The 15,146-nt window shown below is 66.8% G+C and carries 20 protein-coding genes; 9 read left to right on the forward strand and 11 right to left on the reverse strand.

What is annotated here, in order from left to right; translation table 11 throughout:
• Positions 1–299: 299 nt before the first annotated feature.
• Entirely contained in the window at positions 300–953 is a 654-nt protein-coding gene (locus tag ABIC70_RS09120; protein ID WP_043346135.1) for an ABC transporter ATP-binding protein, read from the forward strand.
• 569 nt (positions 954–1,522) lie between these two features.
• A complete protein-coding gene (locus ABIC70_RS09125; protein ID WP_274926108.1) occupies positions 1,523–2,746 on the forward strand; it encodes a tyrosine-type recombinase/integrase in 1,224 nt (407 codons plus the stop codon).
• On the opposite strand, the gene ABIC70_RS09130 is transcribed toward ABIC70_RS09125, so the two are convergent.
• The 7 genes from ABIC70_RS09130 to ABIC70_RS09160 are packed head-to-tail and all read right to left on the reverse strand — an operon-like array spanning position 2,668 to position 5,702.
• A complete protein-coding gene (locus tag ABIC70_RS09130) occupies positions 2,668–2,886 on the reverse strand; it encodes a helix-turn-helix domain-containing protein (protein ID WP_342462143.1) in 219 nt (72 codons plus the stop codon). The genes ABIC70_RS09125 and ABIC70_RS09130 overlap by 79 nt on opposite strands.
• Entirely contained in the window at positions 2,879–3,247 is a 369-nt protein-coding gene (locus ABIC70_RS09135) for a hypothetical protein (RefSeq protein ID WP_274926109.1), read from the reverse strand. The genes ABIC70_RS09130 and ABIC70_RS09135 overlap by 8 nt, the downstream gene beginning before the upstream one ends.
• Positions 3,240–3,497 carry a hypothetical protein gene (locus ABIC70_RS09140; protein ID WP_354439493.1) on the reverse strand — a complete coding sequence of 86 codons (258 nt, stop codon included), beginning with the start codon at positions 3,495–3,497 and terminating at the stop codon, positions 3,240–3,242. The genes ABIC70_RS09135 and ABIC70_RS09140 overlap by 8 nt, the downstream gene beginning before the upstream one ends.
• Entirely contained in the window at positions 3,494–4,129 is a 636-nt protein-coding gene (locus tag ABIC70_RS09145; RefSeq protein WP_354439495.1) for a lambda exonuclease family protein, read from the reverse strand. The genes ABIC70_RS09140 and ABIC70_RS09145 overlap by 4 nt, the downstream gene beginning before the upstream one ends.
• Position 4,130: 1 nt before the next feature.
• Positions 4,131–4,928 carry an ERF family protein gene (locus tag ABIC70_RS09150; RefSeq protein WP_354439497.1) on the reverse strand — a complete coding sequence of 266 codons (798 nt, stop codon included), beginning with the start codon at positions 4,926–4,928 and terminating at the stop codon, positions 4,131–4,133.
• 31 nt (positions 4,929–4,959) lie between these two features.
• A complete protein-coding gene (locus ABIC70_RS09155) occupies positions 4,960–5,463 on the reverse strand; it encodes a hypothetical protein (protein WP_354439498.1) in 504 nt (167 codons plus the stop codon).
• A 2-nt stretch (positions 5,464–5,465) separates the two neighbouring features.
• A complete protein-coding gene (locus tag ABIC70_RS09160) occupies positions 5,466–5,702 on the reverse strand; it encodes a hypothetical protein (RefSeq protein WP_354439499.1) in 237 nt (78 codons plus the stop codon).
• Positions 5,703–5,883: 181 nt separating this feature from the next.
• On the opposite strand from ABIC70_RS09160, the gene ABIC70_RS09165 reads away from it, so the two are divergent.
• Positions 5,884–6,090, forward strand: coding sequence for a hypothetical protein (locus tag ABIC70_RS09165; RefSeq protein WP_354439500.1), 207 nt, complete (start codon positions 5,884–5,886; stop codon positions 6,088–6,090).
• Positions 6,091–6,092: 2 nt separating this feature from the next.
• On the opposite strand, the gene ABIC70_RS09170 is transcribed toward ABIC70_RS09165, so the two are convergent.
• Positions 6,093–6,398 carry a helix-turn-helix domain-containing protein gene (locus tag ABIC70_RS09170; RefSeq protein WP_274927683.1) on the reverse strand — a complete coding sequence of 102 codons (306 nt, stop codon included), beginning with the start codon at positions 6,396–6,398 and terminating at the stop codon, positions 6,093–6,095.
• 86 nt (positions 6,399–6,484) lie between these two features.
• Here ABIC70_RS09170 and ABIC70_RS09175 point away from each other — a divergent pair, with 86 nt between their 5' ends.
• Positions 6,485–6,742 (forward strand): hypothetical protein, encoded by a 258-nt coding sequence (locus tag ABIC70_RS09175; RefSeq protein WP_354439501.1) that lies wholly within the window; start codon positions 6,485–6,487, stop codon positions 6,740–6,742.
• 220 nt (positions 6,743–6,962) lie between these two features.
• Here the strand turns inward: ABIC70_RS09175 and ABIC70_RS09180 are convergent, their stop codons facing one another.
• Complete coding sequence (locus tag ABIC70_RS09180; RefSeq protein WP_354439502.1) at positions 6,963–7,190, reverse strand: hypothetical protein; 228 nt, start codon at positions 7,188–7,190, stop codon at positions 6,963–6,965.
• Between the two features lie 221 nt (positions 7,191–7,411).
• Between ABIC70_RS09180 and ABIC70_RS09185 the strand changes: the two genes are divergently transcribed.
• The 5 genes from ABIC70_RS09185 (at position 7,412) to terL (ending at position 12,893) form a co-directional block, all read left to right on the forward strand.
• A complete protein-coding gene (locus ABIC70_RS09185; RefSeq protein ID WP_354439503.1) occupies positions 7,412–8,875 on the forward strand; it encodes a DnaB-like helicase C-terminal domain-containing protein in 1,464 nt (487 codons plus the stop codon).
• A 41-nt stretch (positions 8,876–8,916) separates the two neighbouring features.
• Entirely contained in the window at positions 8,917–9,987 is a 1,071-nt protein-coding gene (locus ABIC70_RS09190; RefSeq protein ID WP_354439505.1) for a DUF1376 domain-containing protein, read from the forward strand.
• 66 nt (positions 9,988–10,053) lie between these two features.
• Entirely contained in the window at positions 10,054–10,644 is a 591-nt protein-coding gene (gene nusG, locus ABIC70_RS09195; RefSeq protein ID WP_354439506.1) for a transcription termination/antitermination protein NusG, read from the forward strand.
• A 316-nt stretch (positions 10,645–10,960) separates the two neighbouring features.
• On the forward strand, positions 10,961–11,224 hold the full coding sequence (locus ABIC70_RS09200; protein WP_354439507.1) for a hypothetical protein: 264 nt from the start codon (positions 10,961–10,963) through the stop codon (positions 11,222–11,224).
• Positions 11,169–12,893 (forward strand): phage terminase large subunit, encoded by a 1,725-nt coding sequence (terL, locus tag ABIC70_RS09205; RefSeq protein WP_354439509.1) that lies wholly within the window; start codon positions 11,169–11,171, stop codon positions 12,891–12,893. The genes ABIC70_RS09200 and terL overlap by 56 nt, the downstream gene beginning before the upstream one ends.
• Positions 12,894–13,061: 168 nt before the next feature.
• On the opposite strand, the gene ABIC70_RS09210 is transcribed toward terL, so the two are convergent.
• Both ABIC70_RS09210 and ABIC70_RS09215 read right to left on the reverse strand, forming a co-directional pair.
• Complete coding sequence (locus ABIC70_RS09210; protein WP_354439510.1) at positions 13,062–14,744, reverse strand: hypothetical protein; 1,683 nt, start codon at positions 14,742–14,744, stop codon at positions 13,062–13,064.
• Entirely contained in the window at positions 14,741–15,085 is a 345-nt protein-coding gene (locus ABIC70_RS09215; protein ID WP_354439511.1) for a hypothetical protein, read from the reverse strand. The genes ABIC70_RS09210 and ABIC70_RS09215 overlap by 4 nt, the downstream gene beginning before the upstream one ends.
• Positions 15,086–15,146 lie beyond the last annotated feature (61 nt).

A 15,146-nucleotide genomic window follows, 5' to 3' on the forward strand; every position in this document is an offset into this window, starting at 1 on the left:
TCGCTGAAGCAGGCTGAGGCGGCCTGTGCGCCAGGTTCCGGCGCGCATGCCTCGGCGCCGGCCGAGCCAGGGCCTTTTGTCCTCTGGAGGCATCCGAACGGCCCACGCTGCCGCACGCGGTCCCCAAGAGAGCGGCCCAGACACCGGGCGCAGATCCGAATGACCGCTGCCGATCGGGGCGGCCCCGGGGGGATCGCCAACGGCTTGACCCGACCGCCGTCATTCCCAGTTTGGCCACCTTCCGGTGCTCTACCTCCGAGCCAAAGACCATCAGGCCGCTGTGCCGTACGAGCAGTCCCGTGATCCGATTCGAGAACGTCACGAAAATCTACCGCGCCAACGGCGCGCCGCGAATCGTCCTGGACCGGGCATCCTTCACCCTCAAGCAAGGTATCTGTTACGGCATCCTCGGCATCAACGGTGCCGGCAAGTCGACGACGATGCGGATCCTGGCGGGCACCGAGGAACCGACCAAAGGCAAGGTCTATAGAGGCCGGCGTGTGTCGTGGCCGCTCGGCTTCGCGGGCGGATTCCATCCCAAGATGACCGGCCGCGACAACGTCATGTTCGTAGCCCGGATCTACGGCGAGGATCCGCGGAAGGTGCTTGATTTCGTGGAGGATTTCTCGGAACTCGGGAGCTATCTGGAGCAGCCGATCTACACCTACTCATCGGGCATGGGCGCACGGCTCGCCTTCGGCATGAGTATGGCAATCCCGTTCGAGACCTACCTGATCGACGAGCTCACCTCGGTCGGCGACGCGCGCTTCTCCAAGCGGTGTGACGAAGTCTTCTCCGCCCGTCGCAAGAATGCCGACATCATCATGATTTCCCACTCGATGGAGCAGCTCCGCGAGTGGTGCACCCAAGGCATCGTGCTGCTGAACGGGCGGGCAATCGTCTACGAGGACATCAACGACGCGATTGAGGTCTACAGACGACTCAATGCCTGAGTTTCAGCGCAGACTATGATCGGCCGGCGCATAGATTTTTGAATTCAACGGGCTCGGTGCTCGAAATCCGTTATCCGAGATCATTTTGCTGCTGACACAATGCAGCAGCACTAAGCCATCCGATCTGGGCAAGCACACAGGGGCCAAGAGGCCGATCATCGAACGGCTTTCTGCAGCTTGCCGGCGCGACTCGTCTGGACGTGGCCGAAATCTTAGCCCTGCGCTGACGCATCGCCATTTGTCGCCAGATCGACGCGCACGGTGCCGCCCTCAAAACAGGCGCCTTGAACGGAGACGATCGCATTCCATTCGGAAGCGGCCTTATCGTACGCCCGCGATCCCGGTCTGAGCCTTGGCCCGATGACGCTACCGCCCCTCGCGGGGAATGCGTTGGCCGCCACAACCGAAACCCGCTGGCGGAAGGGGTGTCTGCCGAAGTTCGATCCACCAGCGTCCAGCGCCGTCGATTTTCCCTTGCGATGATAGGGCGTTGGCGGGAATAAATTCCATCGGTGTCCGCCCCGATCCGCCGCAATCGGTGTCGAATGGTGGGGTGGCTGGTGGGGTAGATGGCGCGCGAAATCAACCGCCTTTCGGCTCGCAAGGTCCAGGCGCTGAGCGAGCCCGGCCGGCACGCCGATGGCGGCGGCCTCTACCTCGTGATCGAGCCCAGCGGATCGAAGCGCTGGGTTATGCTCTACCGCATGCCGGGCCGACGCCGCGAGATGGGGCTCGGCTCGGCGAGCGCGATCTCGCTGGCCCGGGCGCGCGAGCTCGCCGCGGCCGCCCGGACGCTGATCGCCGAGGGCATCGACCCGATCGAAGCCAGGATAGCGGCGGCCGCGCCCCCTCCCCCACCGGCGCCCGTGACGTTCGCCGAAGTGGCCGAGACATACATGGCCGATCGGGAAAGGACCTGGCGGAACGCCACGCACCGCACGCAATGGCGCCAGACCCTGGAGGTCCAGGCCGCGAGCCTGTGGAGCATGCCCGTGGCCGACATCGGCACCGACGACGTGCTCACGGTGCTCCGGCCCATGTGGCATGAGAAGGCCGAGACGGCGCGCCGGATCCGCGGCCGCATCGAGCGTGTGCTGGACGCGGCCCGCGTCGGTGGCCACCGGTCCGGCGAGAATCCGGCCCGCTGGCGCGGCCACCTCGACGTGCTGCTGCCCCGATCGCGCAAGCTGACGCGCGGCCATCACAAGGCCATGCCCTACGCCGAGGTGCCGTCCTTCTACGCGGCGGTCTCGGCCGGGCGGACGAGCTTCTCCTCGCTCGCGCTGCGCTTCACGATTCTGACGGCCGCCCGGTCCGGCGAGACCCGCGGACTGATCTGGGGCGAGGTCGACATGGCCGCGGCGCTCTGGACCGTTCCGGCCGAGCGAATGAAGGCCGGCCGGCTGCACCGCGTGCCGCTGTCTGCACCGGCGCTCGCGATCCTGGCGTCTGTCCGGCCCGACGGCGCTGGGCCTTCGGATCTCGTCTTCCCCTCACGGGCGGGTACGCCGCTCTCGGACATGGCCCTGGCCATGTTCCTGCGCGGGGCCGACCCCAACGGGTTCACCGTACACGGATTCCGATCATCGTTCCGGGACTGGGTGACCGAGGAGACCGACTTCCCCGGCGAGCTGGCCGAGGTCGCACTTGCGCACCTGGTCGGCGACGAGACGGAGCGCGCCTACCGCCGCGGCGACGCACTAGAGAAGCGCCGTCACTTGATGGACGCCTGGGCGGCCTTCGTGGCGGCCGACAAGGCCGCGCCGTCGAGAACGCGCGCCAGCTCGGAATGAGGGATCAGGGTCGCGGCCCCGAGCTTCCGGGCCGCGATCTGGCCGTCGGCGATCATTTGGTAAATCGTCGAACGGCTGACGCCGAGTACGGCGGCGGCATCCTTCGGCCTGTATGCCAGGGGCTGGGTGATCTCACCCATGGCGCACGCCTCCAGACCTCAACTCGCGCAGCGCGGCGGCCAAGCTGCGGTATGTGGCGGTGCGTCGGGTCTGCTCGAAGGCGCGCTCGTTCGACGGGTGCCTGACCGCATCCTTCTCGGTCTGTTCGGCCGCGCATTCGAGGATCCGGGCGATTAGCTCAAGGTCGGGGGCGGACTTGATCGTCTCGAACCGGCCGTCACGGAATTCACCTACCTCGCGAGCCCAGAGCCTGCCATCCTCGCCACGGTATACGACGAGCTTGCTGCCCTCCATGACGGGGGCATAGGCGATCTGGAGCTCGGCCACGCCCAGCACCTCGTACTCGGTGCCGTGCTGCCGGTGGCGGACGCGCTCACACATGGCAGACCTCCGGCGTTTCTGCGAACAGATCTCCGCTCGCCCCTTCGGCATCGGCTTCCGCACGGAGCTTGCGCGCGATCGCCTGCATGAGCGCTGTCTGGCGATCGGCGAAGGCTTGCGTCATGCGCGAGGACCCGACGAGGCGCGGATAGACCTGCTGCCTTTGGCGGACCTCGCGCTCGGCGCAATCGGCGAGTTCGAAAATGGCGAAACCTTCGCCAGTAATGGTGCCAATCACGGCCATGATCATGCCGCCTCCGCACAACCGATGGCTAGGAGCCGTAAGACTCGCGCCTCAACCTCGCCGAGGAAGCTGCGCACGGCCACCTCATCCTTCGCGATCTCCGCCTCGTCCCGGTGCAGCCGCTTGACCCAGAGCCGCAGAGCCGGAGGCACGCTCGGATGCCAGGTGGCGAAGTCGCACCACACCCGGCCCGTGCAGGCCATCTGCCAGCGCATCTGCGGCAGATGGTCCTCCGGGATCTCGCCGGACAGCAGCGTCTCCAAGTGCGTGCGCAGTGTCGGGCACTTGAACTCGACGAGGCCGTCCGCGCCGACGAGCCGATCCGGGCTGGCCCCGGCCATGGTGATCGTGGGGTGATCCACGAACCCGACCTTCACGGTGTCGACCCCGTACAGGAACTCGTAGGCGTCGCAGGCCTGCGGCTCCCGTTCCGAGCCCTCGAGCATCGCGGCGGTCAGGTAGTGCTGCGTCGCGAGTCCCGTCAGGCGCTCGCCCACAAGCTCCATCAGGTAGCGCTCGTGCTCCGCGGTCGGTTTGCCGTCACGCTTGACCGCCAGCACGTGGGCGACGCGCGAGGCGGTGACCTTGCCGCAGCGGGCGTCCAGCCACGCGGCGCTGCCCTGGATCATCTCGGCCATGTCAGCGGCCCTCCGGCCGGGCGCGTCGGGCGACGGCACGCTCGATGGCGTCCAGGGCCTCGCCGTAGAGCGCGGCCGGCAGGTCCGGCACGCTCTCGACGGCGAAGACGCGCAGGAACTTCCCCGGGGCGATCCCGTGCTTGGTGAGGAGATTGCGCAACGTCTCGGCCTGTGCGTCCGAGATCACGTCCTCGGACGCGTCCGCCGCGGGCGCCCCGTCGGTGTCGTCCGGGTCGTTGGTCAGGGCAATGTTGAAGACCTGCAGGACGAGGTAACGGCGCGCGTAGGTGATCGTCGACCCGATGCCCTGGATGGGCGTCTTGTTGGCTTTCCCCTGTGCGCCCGCCGTGTCGGGCGGCAAGTCGAGGTGGTAGGCGCGCTCGTGCCCCGCCTCGTGGGCGCAGGTGCATTTCACCCGCAGATGCCCCTGGATCGGCGACGCCTCGGTGTCGAACGAGAGCGAGAAGCCGTGCCGGGCGATGACCGGCTGCGTGGCCCGCGCGATCGTCTCCAGGCGCGCGTAGGGGGCGCCGGAATGCGTGTTCCGGGCATCGCGCAGGACCCGCGGCAGCTCGGCCTGACAGGCCGCCATGGCGGCGATGAAGGCCACCCGGGCGCGCTCGGCCCGATCCTCCCGGGCCATGACCAGGAACCGTTCGACCCGGTCGGGATCGACGTTCGGATCGCGCGCCATCCGCTCGATGATTGAGAGGACCGTGGCGCCCTCGGTTGGCGAGGCCGCTGTCACGGCCTCGGACGTCGCCTCGGTGGCGATGATCTGCATCTGCGGCTGACTCACCGGCTGCTCTCCCCTCTCTCGCTGCGGGCGGTCACCGGCGCCGCCCGGTCGTGACGGTACCGAGGTCGGCCAGGATGGCGGCGCGGTCGGCATCGGTCTCGGCCAGCCGGTGCGCGTGCAGTTCGGTCACGGCTGGCGGCAGCCCGTCGATCAGGGCCTGCGCCGAAGCGAGGCCGCGGACGATCGAGACGCCCCGGATCTCGGCGAGGCCGGAGCCGTCCCGGCCCACCAGGATCACGACGGCGTCGCGCAGATCCTCGGCATCGACGACCGGGACGGGCAAGACCCGCACGACGTAGCGGCGGCCGCACCGGCCGCGCCAAGCGGACAGGGGCATGACGGGGCTCCCGCGCAGGCCCGCGGTGGAGCGCAGGCGCTCCTCGCGCGGCAGGCGTTCGGCGGCCGCCCGGTCGGCCGGCGCGATCTGGAGGGCGAAGCGGCGGGCCGCCTGCTGGTTGGCGAGGACGGCCGCCTGCGCGTCCAGTCGAACACGCCGTTCCTCGAGGGTCAGGTGATCGAAGGCATGGCCGGCCATGGTCAGGCGGCCTCGCGGATCTGGTCGGCTTCACAATCCGCGATTGCCGCCAGCTCGTCGGCCTCCTCGGCCTCACGCTCCTCGATCCAATGGCGTGCGGCCGCGATGCAGTCGAAGCCCTCGGCCTCAAGCCCGCGGGTGCTGCGGACGGCCCAGGCGCCGTCGAGCGCGCTGACCCAGTAGTCGGACGGATGCCGGAGTTTGTCGGTGCAGGGGGGTCGGGTGGGGAAGATGGACATCCGCGGCTCCATCGCTGAGGCGACGAGGCAAGTTATCCACGTTTCGTGGACATATCAAGCAACTTGTCCACGAAACGTGGATGAGCTTGTCGCGGTACAGATCTTTCCACTGCTTAGACGCCACCCTCTGGTGCCTTCTGCGCAGACAAACTAAGATCAAAGGCTACATGGGGGTTGCGTCATGTCGAATAAGAAGGGGCAACTTAGTCACGCTGATCACAACATCAAGGCGCTTGGTTTGCAGATAGCCATCCAATTGCCTCGCGATAAGGAAAAGGCGCTCGCGATTATTGAGCACGCGCGCTGGCTGGTGACCAACTATCTTCATTCCGGCGAGGATGAGGCGTGCGTGGAGCCGACGAAGCGCGAACTTAAGATCGTCAGCTGAGGTCAGGCTGCCCGATCGGAGCTGCGCTGGGCCAGTATTCGCTGCGCGAAGCTGTGCGAGGTCCCAGCCAGGTCGCCGTGATAGATCCAGTTAAAGTCTAGCTTGGCATTCGGAAATGCATTGATCACGAGAACGGCCATGGCCGGCTTCATCAGCCGGCGGCCCGCCTCGTAATTTTCGAGCTGCGTCTTGGAGAAGCCCACCGCCTCGTAAAATTCTCGCGGTGATAGGTCCAGCGCCTCGCGCGTCTCGCGCAGGCGGCGGCCGATCGACTCCTGACTTTCCGGCGCATCGCTTCTCTCGGGCATAGCCACACAATGCGTCCGTCCACGTTCCGTGGCTAGAAACGTTTTGTGGACTTGACCTATCCACGTATTGTGGACAAACTGCGGGCATGCACGAGCCGCCCCCCCTCCTCCGAACCACCGATGCGGTGATCGACCTGCTCGGCGGAAATGGCCCGACAGGCGAGATCGTCGGCGCGAAGCCGAAGACAGTCTCGAACTGGCGGGAGGCCGCACGCGGTCGATTTCCAGCCGATACCTTCCTGGCGCTGAACCGCGCTCTGGAGCGGCGAGGACGAGCAGCCTCGCCAAGCCTCTGGGGCATGGTCGATGACTTTGACGGCGGCCCCTCTGGAGTCGCCGCATGAGCACGCGCTTAGCTCCCTCCGAGATCGTTCACGCCGCGCGCCGGTCAGCGCTGATTTTAGATATCGCGTCGCCGCCGCAGCGCGCCGTCGACTGGAACACCTGCTCAATCCGTGAGGCGCCGCAAGACGGTGCTCACTCGGCCTGCAGCCGGACAGCTCGCGACGCCGAGACGCGGACGATCGCGTGACCTTCGCCCCGCTCGCGCCGATGGGGAAACGGCTACTCCGCGGCCATCGCCTCGGCTGTCTCGGCCACGTCGAGCAGTGCGGCGGCCAAGGAACGCGCCTGTTTCGTGCGCATGCCGATAGTATGCATCACAGGTTCGGACGATGGGTTGACGTTCTCGGCGCGACTGCCCGTGATCTCCACGACGTAGGGCCCACCGGGTCCCGGCAGCGGGATGATGTGAAAGCCGGCCAGCGGGTGGATATCCGGCTTGCTGATCATGTCCAGGCCTCCGAAAGCAGCCGCTTTGCAACAGATCGACTCACGGATCCGATCGGACGTGTCGGGATCATCTTGATAGGCCGGCGCGAAATCTGCCAGCCGCCGACCTGCGAAGAGGCTCACCCTGCTGGCAATGATTGCGTGAGCGGTGGCGCCCTGCTCGGCCGCGAGATCTCGCTCAAGATTGTTGGGCCGCCGGCGGGCCTTCGGAGGTCGGACACATGAGCCTCCCAAACGCGATCACCGCGCGCCTTGAGGCGATCCGGCCGGAATACCGGGCACCCCCGCACAACGTCGACGCGGAGCAGGCGCTGCTCGGCGCGATCCTAGTCAACAACGACGCCTATCACCGCGTGGCGGACTTCCTGCTGCCGGAGCACTTCATGGAGGAGGCCCACCGCAAAATCTTCGCGGTCGCCGGTGCCCTGATCTGCGCCGGAACCGTCGCCACGCCGATCACCCTGAAGACCTATCTGGGCGATGCCGATTTCGGCGGTCAGACGGTCATTCAGTACCTCGCGCGGCTCGCCTCCGACGCGACCACGGTGATCAATGCGAGCGCCTACGCCCGCACGATCCACGATCTCGCCGTCCGCCGCCGGCTGATCACCATCGGCGAGGAGTTGGTGAACGGCGCCTACGAGGCCCCGGTCGAGCAGGCACCCCGGGACCTGATCGAGATCACCGAATCCCGCCTGCTCGACCTCGTCGACGCCGAGCCCGGACTGGGCTCGACGGCACAGAGCGCGGCGCAGTCCGCCGCCTGGATGCGCGAGCGGATCGGCGGCCTACGCTCCGGGCTCCTCCGCTCCACCGCGATCCCGACGGGCCTGCCCGACTTGGACCGCGCCACCAACGGCGGATTCCAGCGCGGCCAGCTCTGGATCCTCGCCGGGCGTCCCGGCATGGGCAAGACGGTCGCGATGACGACGCTCAGCCGCCTCGCCGCCCGCACGGCCGGCGTCCTCGCCTTCCAGTGCGAGGTGACGCGGGACCAACAGATGGCCCGCTACCTCGCCGACCTGTCCTACCGGCACAACCGCCCGCTGCCGTTCGGCCGGGTCATGGCGGCCGTTGACCTCGACGAGGAAGAGATGGCGCGCCTCGACGAGGCGATGCGGCGGTTCGAGCGCCTGCACCTCACCCTGATCTGCGACCCCAGCGTCGGCCTCGCGCAGATCGCCGCGGCCGTGAAGGTCGAGAAGCGGCGTCTCGCCCGGCAGGACATCGCCCTCGGCGTCGTGTTCATCGACTATCTGAAGTTCATCAGGGTCTCGGACCGGTACCAGGGCAACCGGGTGCTGGAGATCGGCGAGATCACGGGCGGCCTGAAACAGCTCGCCAAGGCCGAGGACATCTGCGTGGTGCTGCTGACGCAGCTCAACCGCGCCGTCGAGGCCAAGGACCGGGCCGACCGCCGCCCGAACCTCGCGGACCTGCGCGATTCCGGCGAGATCGAGCAGGACGCCGACGCGGTGCTGATGCTGTACCGCGAGGCCTACTACCTGGAGCGCAAGCTGAAGGCCTCCGGCGGCGATCCCGAGATCGGTGCGCGCCTGATCGAGCGGCAGAACGCCCTCGAGCTCATCCTCGCCAAGAACCGCTCCGGCCCCTGCCCCACGCTCGACCTGTGGTGCGACGTGGCCGCCTCCGCCATCGCCCAGACTGCACGAGGCCCGCTATGAGCCAGCATTCCGCCGCGTCCACGCCCTTGCCCGATCCGCTGGTGCCGGCCGACATCGACGTGGATGGGATTCACGGCTTCCTGCTGCACACGGACCGGCTGTTCCACTCGGAGCTGTGGGCGCTCTCGACCGGCGACGAGTTTAAGGCCGCGGTCGCCTTGTGGTGCCACGCCTGGCGGCAGCGCCCGGCGGGCTCGCTGCCCGACGACGACCGGCTGCTCGCCGCCTTCTCCGGGGCGGGCCCGCGCTGGAAGAAGGTGCGGACGATGGCCCTGCGCGGCTTCGTCCTGTGCGCGGACGGCCGCTACTATCACCGGGTCCTGTGCGAGGACGTGTTGCGCGCCGCGGAGGCGAAGGACGCGCGGCGCGAGCGGACCGCCGCGGCCACGCGGGCTCGTCAGCGCAAGAGTGATCCGGAGAAGACCCCGCCCGACGGCGAAAAACTCAATCTTCTCAACGAAACGGCCGACCGTAACGATGGTCGTCACGATCAACGTCACGACCCACGCGACGATCGACGTGACGATACCGTCACGGTCGCCACGCGCGGACCGTTACGTTCACCAAGGGAAGGGGAAGAAGAAGGGAAGAAGAAAGATATACCGGCGGCCGCCTGTGATCCTGTACCCCGCGCGGACGGCGCGCCGCCCTGGAACAACCGGGCGAACTTCGACCGGGTCGAGCACCGGTGCCGGACCGCCCTGCCACCGGGCTGGTGCCTGGACCCCGTCGTGGGCCCAATGGCGCGGTTGGAGGCGGACGGCCTCGACCTTGAGGGGGAGATCGTCCCGGCGATCCTCGACCTCGCGGTCAGTCGCCGCGTGCCGATCCGGACCTGGGCGCTCCTGGCCAACGCGGTCGCCGAGTGCGTGGCCGCCCAGCGCCGGAGCCGCGCCGCGCAGGGCCTCTCCGCCGTGCCGCCGGCGCCGGTACCGCCCGACGAGATGATCGAACTGCCCGGCGGCCTGCGCTGGCCCGAGGCCGACCTGCGGACCTGGATCGCCCGATTCCGCGAGAACCCGGCGACGTGGTCGGAATCGCTGTTCGGCCCGCCCCCGGGCCAGCCCGGATGCCGGATCCCGCCGCGGCTGCTGATCGGCGAGGCCGCGTGATGGCGCTGTGCAGCGCCGGCCCGCGTCCTGCGGCCGAGGTCATCACGTGCGATCGAGGAGCGTGACATGGGTCGGAAGCGCGGAACGAACGGGTCCCGGATCAGGGCCGAGCACGCGGTGATCGACCAGAGCCTGACGTGGTTCGTGGTCCACACGCTGCCGCTGCACGAGGCCTCGGCCGCCGAGGAATTCGGGAAACTGGCCATGGACTGGTGGCTGCCGCGCTACCGCGTCACCGTGGTCCGGCGCGGGCGCAAGATCGACACGCAGGCGATCTTTTTCGCCTCGTACCTGTTCGTCGGGCTCGACAGAGACCGTCACGCCGGACGGTGGACCGAGCCGCTGTTCGACAGCCGCCACGTCATCGACGTGCTCGGTCGGCGCGCGCCGCTGGAGATCCCGGGCTCGGTCCTGCAGGCGCTGTCCGATCGGATCGCGGGCGTCGACGAGACGGACCGGGCGAAGCGGCGCCGGGATGCCGCGTTGCTTCAGGTCGGCGAGCTGCGCCGGATCTTGAACGGGCCGTTCATGTCGTTCTTCGCCGAGGTCCAGGATGTTCTCAGCAACGGGCTCGTGCGCGCGGAGGTCAGCCTCTTCGGCCGCGCGACGCCGGTCGAATTCACACCCGACCAACTTGGCGATCCGGTTGCGGCTTGACTTGGAAAGCCGGATCTGAGTCTATTCCGGCCGTGGACGGCCGGATCGTGAGCTGCGCTCGGTGGAGGGTGCGCCTGCCGGAACTACCGGATCACGTGTCAGCGTCGGGACGACTTGCCCACGCGCGACATGCACAGCCCGGATTGTGCGCTCGATCGGCTGACTCAGCTCCGCAGAGCCATAGTGCCCCGAATCTCGCCGCCGCGACCCCGAATAAAATAACCTCGGAAATTCGATGCCCCGTGGACGGCCGAAGGGCGCGCGCAACAAGGCCACGGCGGAGATCAAGACGCTCTGCCAGGAGCACGGCCCGAAGATGGTCGCGCGCCTCGTGGCCATCGCCAGCAACGCGAAGACGCCGGAGAACGCGGCGGTTGCGGCGATCCGGGAGATCCTCGACCGCGGCTACGGCAAGCCGACCCAGGCGCACGAGCACGGCGGCGTCGGCGGTGGTCCGATCGCGGTCGACCTGACGGGCGCAACCGATGAGCAACTGGCCGCGCTCGCGAGTCTCTTCGGTCCGCTTGCCGCCGCCGGCGCAGCTGCTGACGGCGATCCGGGCGGAACAGGCGCGGCGTAGCGAGAAGGCCGAGCGCGAGCGGGTCCGCATCCGCTGCGCGGCGCTCGCCGGCTTCGTCCAGGAGGCGTGGCACGTCCTGGAGCCCAACCAGCCCTACGTGCACGGCTGGCACATCGAGGCGCTCTGCGCGCATCTGGAGGCGATCACCCACGGCCGCTTCCTTGCCCTCGGGCTGGAGAACCGGTTGCTGATCAACGTACCGCCGGGCACGATGAAGTCGCTCATCGTCTCGGTGTTCTGGCCGGCCTGGGAATGGGGGCCTTGCGGGTTCGCAGGTCTGCGGTACCTCACCACCTCGTACAAGGAGGACTTCGTCAAACGCGACGCGCGGCGCATGCGCGACCTCGTGTCGAGCGCGTGGTACCGGGCGCTCTGGCCCCACATCGTGCTGTCTCGCTCCGGCGAGATTTCGTTCGCCAACACGGCGACCGGCTCGCGCGAGGGCATGCCGTTCGCCTCGCTGACCGCGGGTCGCGGCGACCGGGTCATCATCGACGATCCCCACTCGACCGAGACCGCCGAGAGCGAGATTGAGCGCGAGCGGACCCTGCGCATCTTCCGGGAATCGGTGACGACGCGCCTCAATGACCCGGCGCGCTCGGCGATCGTGGTCATCATGCAGCGCCTGCACGAGCGCGACGTCTCGGGCGAGATCCTGCGGCTCGGCCTGGACTACGTCCATCTGATGCTGCCGATGGAGTTCGAGCCGGACCGCTCCTGCCGGACGCCGATCTTTGCCGACCCGCGCACGCTGGACGGCGAGCTGCTGTTCCCCGAGCGCTTCCCGCGGGCGGTGGTCGAGCGCGACAAGATCCCACTTGGCGCCTACGCGGTGGCCGGTCAGTTCCAGCAGCGGCCGGCCCCGCGCGAGGGTGGCCTGTTCGACCGGGCGGGGTTCGGGATCGTCGATGCCCTGCCGCCGATCGAGAAGTGGGTGCGCGCCTGGGACTTCGCCGGCACGAAGAAGCGGCCCGGGGCCGATCCGGATTGGACGGTCGGCGTGAAGATGGGCCGCGGGGCGGACAAGCGGTTCTACATCGCCGACGTGGTGCGGGTGCGCGAGACGCCGGGCAAGGTCCGGCAGCGGCTGATCAACACCGCCGGCCAGGACGGAGCTTCTGTGGGCATCCGGATCCCGAAGGATGCGGGGCAGGCCGGCATCGCGCAGGCTGAGGACTACGTCACGGCACTCGCGGGCTTCATCGTCAGCGCCGTGGCGCCGACCGGGTCGAAAGACGTGCGTGCCAAGCCACTCTCCAGCCAGGTCGAGGTCGGCAACGTGCTGCTCCTGCGCGGGCCCTGGAACGAGGCGTTCCTGGAGGAGCTGGGCATGTTCCCGGCCGGCAGCCACGATGACCAGGTGGACGCAGCCGCAGACGCGTTCAACGAGCTGGCCGGCATCCTGCCGGGCGAGGGGCTGATCGAATTCTACCGGCGCCTGAGCGCGGTCGGCTCAGCTTCAGAGAGCTTCCGCTACGGGTGGTCCATGTCGAGCTGCGCCGCCGAGGGCTCGACAATCGAGTTGGTGGCACCGGCCGGCACAGGGGCAGTGATCGGCTTGTCTGGGGCACGCTATACGCCTGATACTCATGGGCGTATCGCGGTCGTGACCACGGACGCCGGGCCGCTGCTGGCCTGTGGTTTCAGCCATGCAGCCGAGGCGATCTGAAGGTCTCTCTTGAATGGTTTCCTGCCTGTCCGCTTTCCGCTGGTAAATGAGTCGAAGCGGACATAGCCCCAGAAATTTGATCGCGTGGCGTGGTCTACCTACGCCACACCCGTGGAGGCAGATATCACCGTTGGGGCACGCACTGAAGCTGGTGCATAGGCGGCGTCTTCAAAGGGACAGGAAACGCTGGACAAAGGGTTCGCCGTAGACGGCGCGTACCTTCCGCGTAACCTCGGCGAGAAAGTCGTTATCGCCCCAATTCCGCAGCATCTCAGCGATATCAACGCGCGTGTCCTCCGCTTCTATGATGGACGTGGAAACTACGGCACCCAGGTAATCGGACAGAAGCGACTGAGTGGCGTAGAGGCGGCCGCGGTCCACCATCGCCTCGTCATTGCCTGCGACTGGCGCCCGCTCTCTGCCCACCACGAAGTCCTTGAGGACGTAGGTGCGTGGTAAAATACATGTGTTGCGGTCACGTCCACAGTATGATTCCAAGTAGGTCGCTTGGTTGATCGCGAACACTTCGTGGAGTTCTTGAAAGTATAGGGGTGATGACCACTCAGCCTTGGGGTTTCCCACGAGAATGTCGACCCACGGCGTAGGATCTGCGGCATTCCACGAGCGCTTCACGGGAGACTCCAGAGGTCCACGGAACAAGCGCGGTATCATCCCCCGAGTGCTCAGGCTAAGCCCCGTCGTGGGATAGCTGTCGTCGCCAAATAGGTACTGACCGATTTCCGAGTGCTCTCGAACCTCCGCGCGGTCCGGGTCCCGGAGAAGCGGCCAGTCGTCGATCACGTGTGTGAGCAGCGCCGCCATCCGGTAACTCGGCCAGTTGCGGTGGAAATCTACTTTTAGCGTCCGAGGTTCATCAACCGCAGTGGCGGAGCGTTGGCTGAAGTCCTTGAACCCGTAGTAACCGCAGTTCGGGTCAATCCGACCGCCGAGAGCTTGGTCGGTTATATATTGCAGATGGATTGGCGAGTAGTGTTCCGACACCCAGCGCTCAAGGACCGCGTGGGCGTTCGCCGAAAGGGCTTCTTTGGCGCGGCCCAATACATCTACGCTGTCTTCGCTCGTGCCAACCATCTCGATGATGGCGAGCTCCTTAGCATAAGCTCTCAGCTCAAAGATGTCAGCAAATGACATAAAGTACGAACTGCGCATCGGTGGGCGCGGTGCATCTGTCTCGACCCATTCTTGTACAGGCACGCGCTCGTAATCTTCAGGCTGAAACGGATTATTAGTCAGGAAGCGGTCGTGGATAGCCGCGGCTGTCATGTTGAGCGCCTCGGCGTAGCGCGGGAACGGCGGGCACGGGTCCCGGAACAACCCGTGCGTTACGCGCTCCAATCCATCCACTGCGTTGAGCATCTGTTCGCAGTAATCATTGAGAACAGCTGCGCGCCCAGGCTGATTAAGCCAGTAGGCCCCGAATTGGCTGCGCTCGGCGAGCCGTGACCTGACTAACTGCATGGCTTCTGGCGTCCGCAGCCATTCACGCAGCGTCCCCTGCACGTGCTCCGACAGGTTTAGTTCGCGCAAGAAGCCCACATACAGATCGCCGTGCCGCCGCACTGCATCCCAGACACGCCAGTAGAAGGCGCCGGCCGGGAGGCTGGTGATGTCAGAATGGTGTTTCGCTTCGTGAAAGAAGGTCAGAACTGCCCGTCGTTCCGACGGGTCGAGCCCGTCCCAGTAGCCCTCAAATATGCCATCACCGCGGATCCTCTGGTGTTCGGCATCCCACATGCCAGCTTTTTCGAACGTCGCTCGATCTCCTTCCGTAACAAGAACCTGCGTCAGTACGAGAAAATACCCGAAGACTCCTGAGGGAATGCGGCTCATTTCTTCGGCGTCTTCTTGCCGGACTTCTCAACAACTTCTTCCGCGGCAGCCTTCGGATCTCGATCCTGTAGCTCGATCTCGATGCCTAAAACCTTCACGCGCTTCGCCTTGCGGCTCATCAAATATAGGAATGCCAGTTCCAGAGCGGTCTTGATATTCTCGGGATCAAGAATGTCGATGATGAGCGACTGGATCGCTGGGTCTATAGACGCAAGGCTGCCGGGTGGACGCCGCCACGGTTTGGCGACTCCCTGGCCTTTGAGAGCGATCGTCAGGGCCGCTGAGATCGTCTGGTCATCGTCATCGAGCCGCGCGAAGTCGAGCCGATAGCTATCTGTCACGTGCTTCTCCGGATGAGTACGCGTCTCTGCGACCTTGTCGGATTACAGAAGGTTGTAACCG

Source organism: Methylobacterium sp. 1973 (assembly GCF_040545035.1).
Taxonomy (GTDB): Bacteria; Pseudomonadota; Alphaproteobacteria; order Rhizobiales; family Beijerinckiaceae; genus Methylobacterium; species Methylobacterium fujisawaense.

Excerpts from the sequence above, each read along its gene's own strand:
- ABIC70_RS09125 (WP_274926108.1), top strand. The coding sequence starts at position 1,523 with ATGGCGCGCGAAATCAACCGCCTTTCGGCTCGCAAGGTCCAGGCGCTG.
- ABIC70_RS09130 (WP_342462143.1), bottom strand. The coding sequence starts at position 2,886 with ATGGGTGAGATCACCCAGCCCCTGGCATACAGGCCGAAGGATGCCGCC.
- ABIC70_RS09135 (WP_274926109.1), bottom strand. The coding sequence starts at position 3,247 with ATGTGTGAGCGCGTCCGCCACCGGCAGCACGGCACCGAGTACGAGGTG.
- ABIC70_RS09140 (WP_354439493.1), bottom strand. The coding sequence starts at position 3,497 with ATGATCATGGCCGTGATTGGCACCATTACTGGCGAAGGTTTCGCCATT.
- ABIC70_RS09145 (WP_354439495.1), bottom strand. The coding sequence starts at position 4,129 with ATGGCCGAGATGATCCAGGGCAGCGCCGCGTGGCTGGACGCCCGCTGC.
- ABIC70_RS09155 (WP_354439498.1), bottom strand. The coding sequence starts at position 5,463 with ATGGCCGGCCATGCCTTCGATCACCTGACCCTCGAGGAACGGCGTGTT.
- ABIC70_RS09160 (WP_354439499.1), bottom strand. The coding sequence starts at position 5,702 with ATGTCCATCTTCCCCACCCGACCCCCCTGCACCGACAAACTCCGGCAT.
- ABIC70_RS09165 (WP_354439500.1), top strand. The coding sequence starts at position 5,884 with ATGTCGAATAAGAAGGGGCAACTTAGTCACGCTGATCACAACATCAAG.
- ABIC70_RS09170 (WP_274927683.1), bottom strand. The coding sequence starts at position 6,398 with ATGCCCGAGAGAAGCGATGCGCCGGAAAGTCAGGAGTCGATCGGCCGC.
- ABIC70_RS09175 (WP_354439501.1), top strand. The coding sequence starts at position 6,485 with ATGCACGAGCCGCCCCCCCTCCTCCGAACCACCGATGCGGTGATCGAC.
- ABIC70_RS09180 (WP_354439502.1), bottom strand. The coding sequence starts at position 7,190 with ATGATCAGCAAGCCGGATATCCACCCGCTGGCCGGCTTTCACATCATC.
- ABIC70_RS09185 (WP_354439503.1), top strand. The coding sequence starts at position 7,412 with ATGAGCCTCCCAAACGCGATCACCGCGCGCCTTGAGGCGATCCGGCCG.
- nusG (WP_354439506.1), top strand. The coding sequence starts at position 10,054 with ATGGGTCGGAAGCGCGGAACGAACGGGTCCCGGATCAGGGCCGAGCAC.
- ABIC70_RS09200 (WP_354439507.1), top strand. The coding sequence starts at position 10,961 with ATGGTCGCGCGCCTCGTGGCCATCGCCAGCAACGCGAAGACGCCGGAG.
- ABIC70_RS09210 (WP_354439510.1), bottom strand. The coding sequence starts at position 14,744 with ATGAGCCGCATTCCCTCAGGAGTCTTCGGGTATTTTCTCGTACTGACG.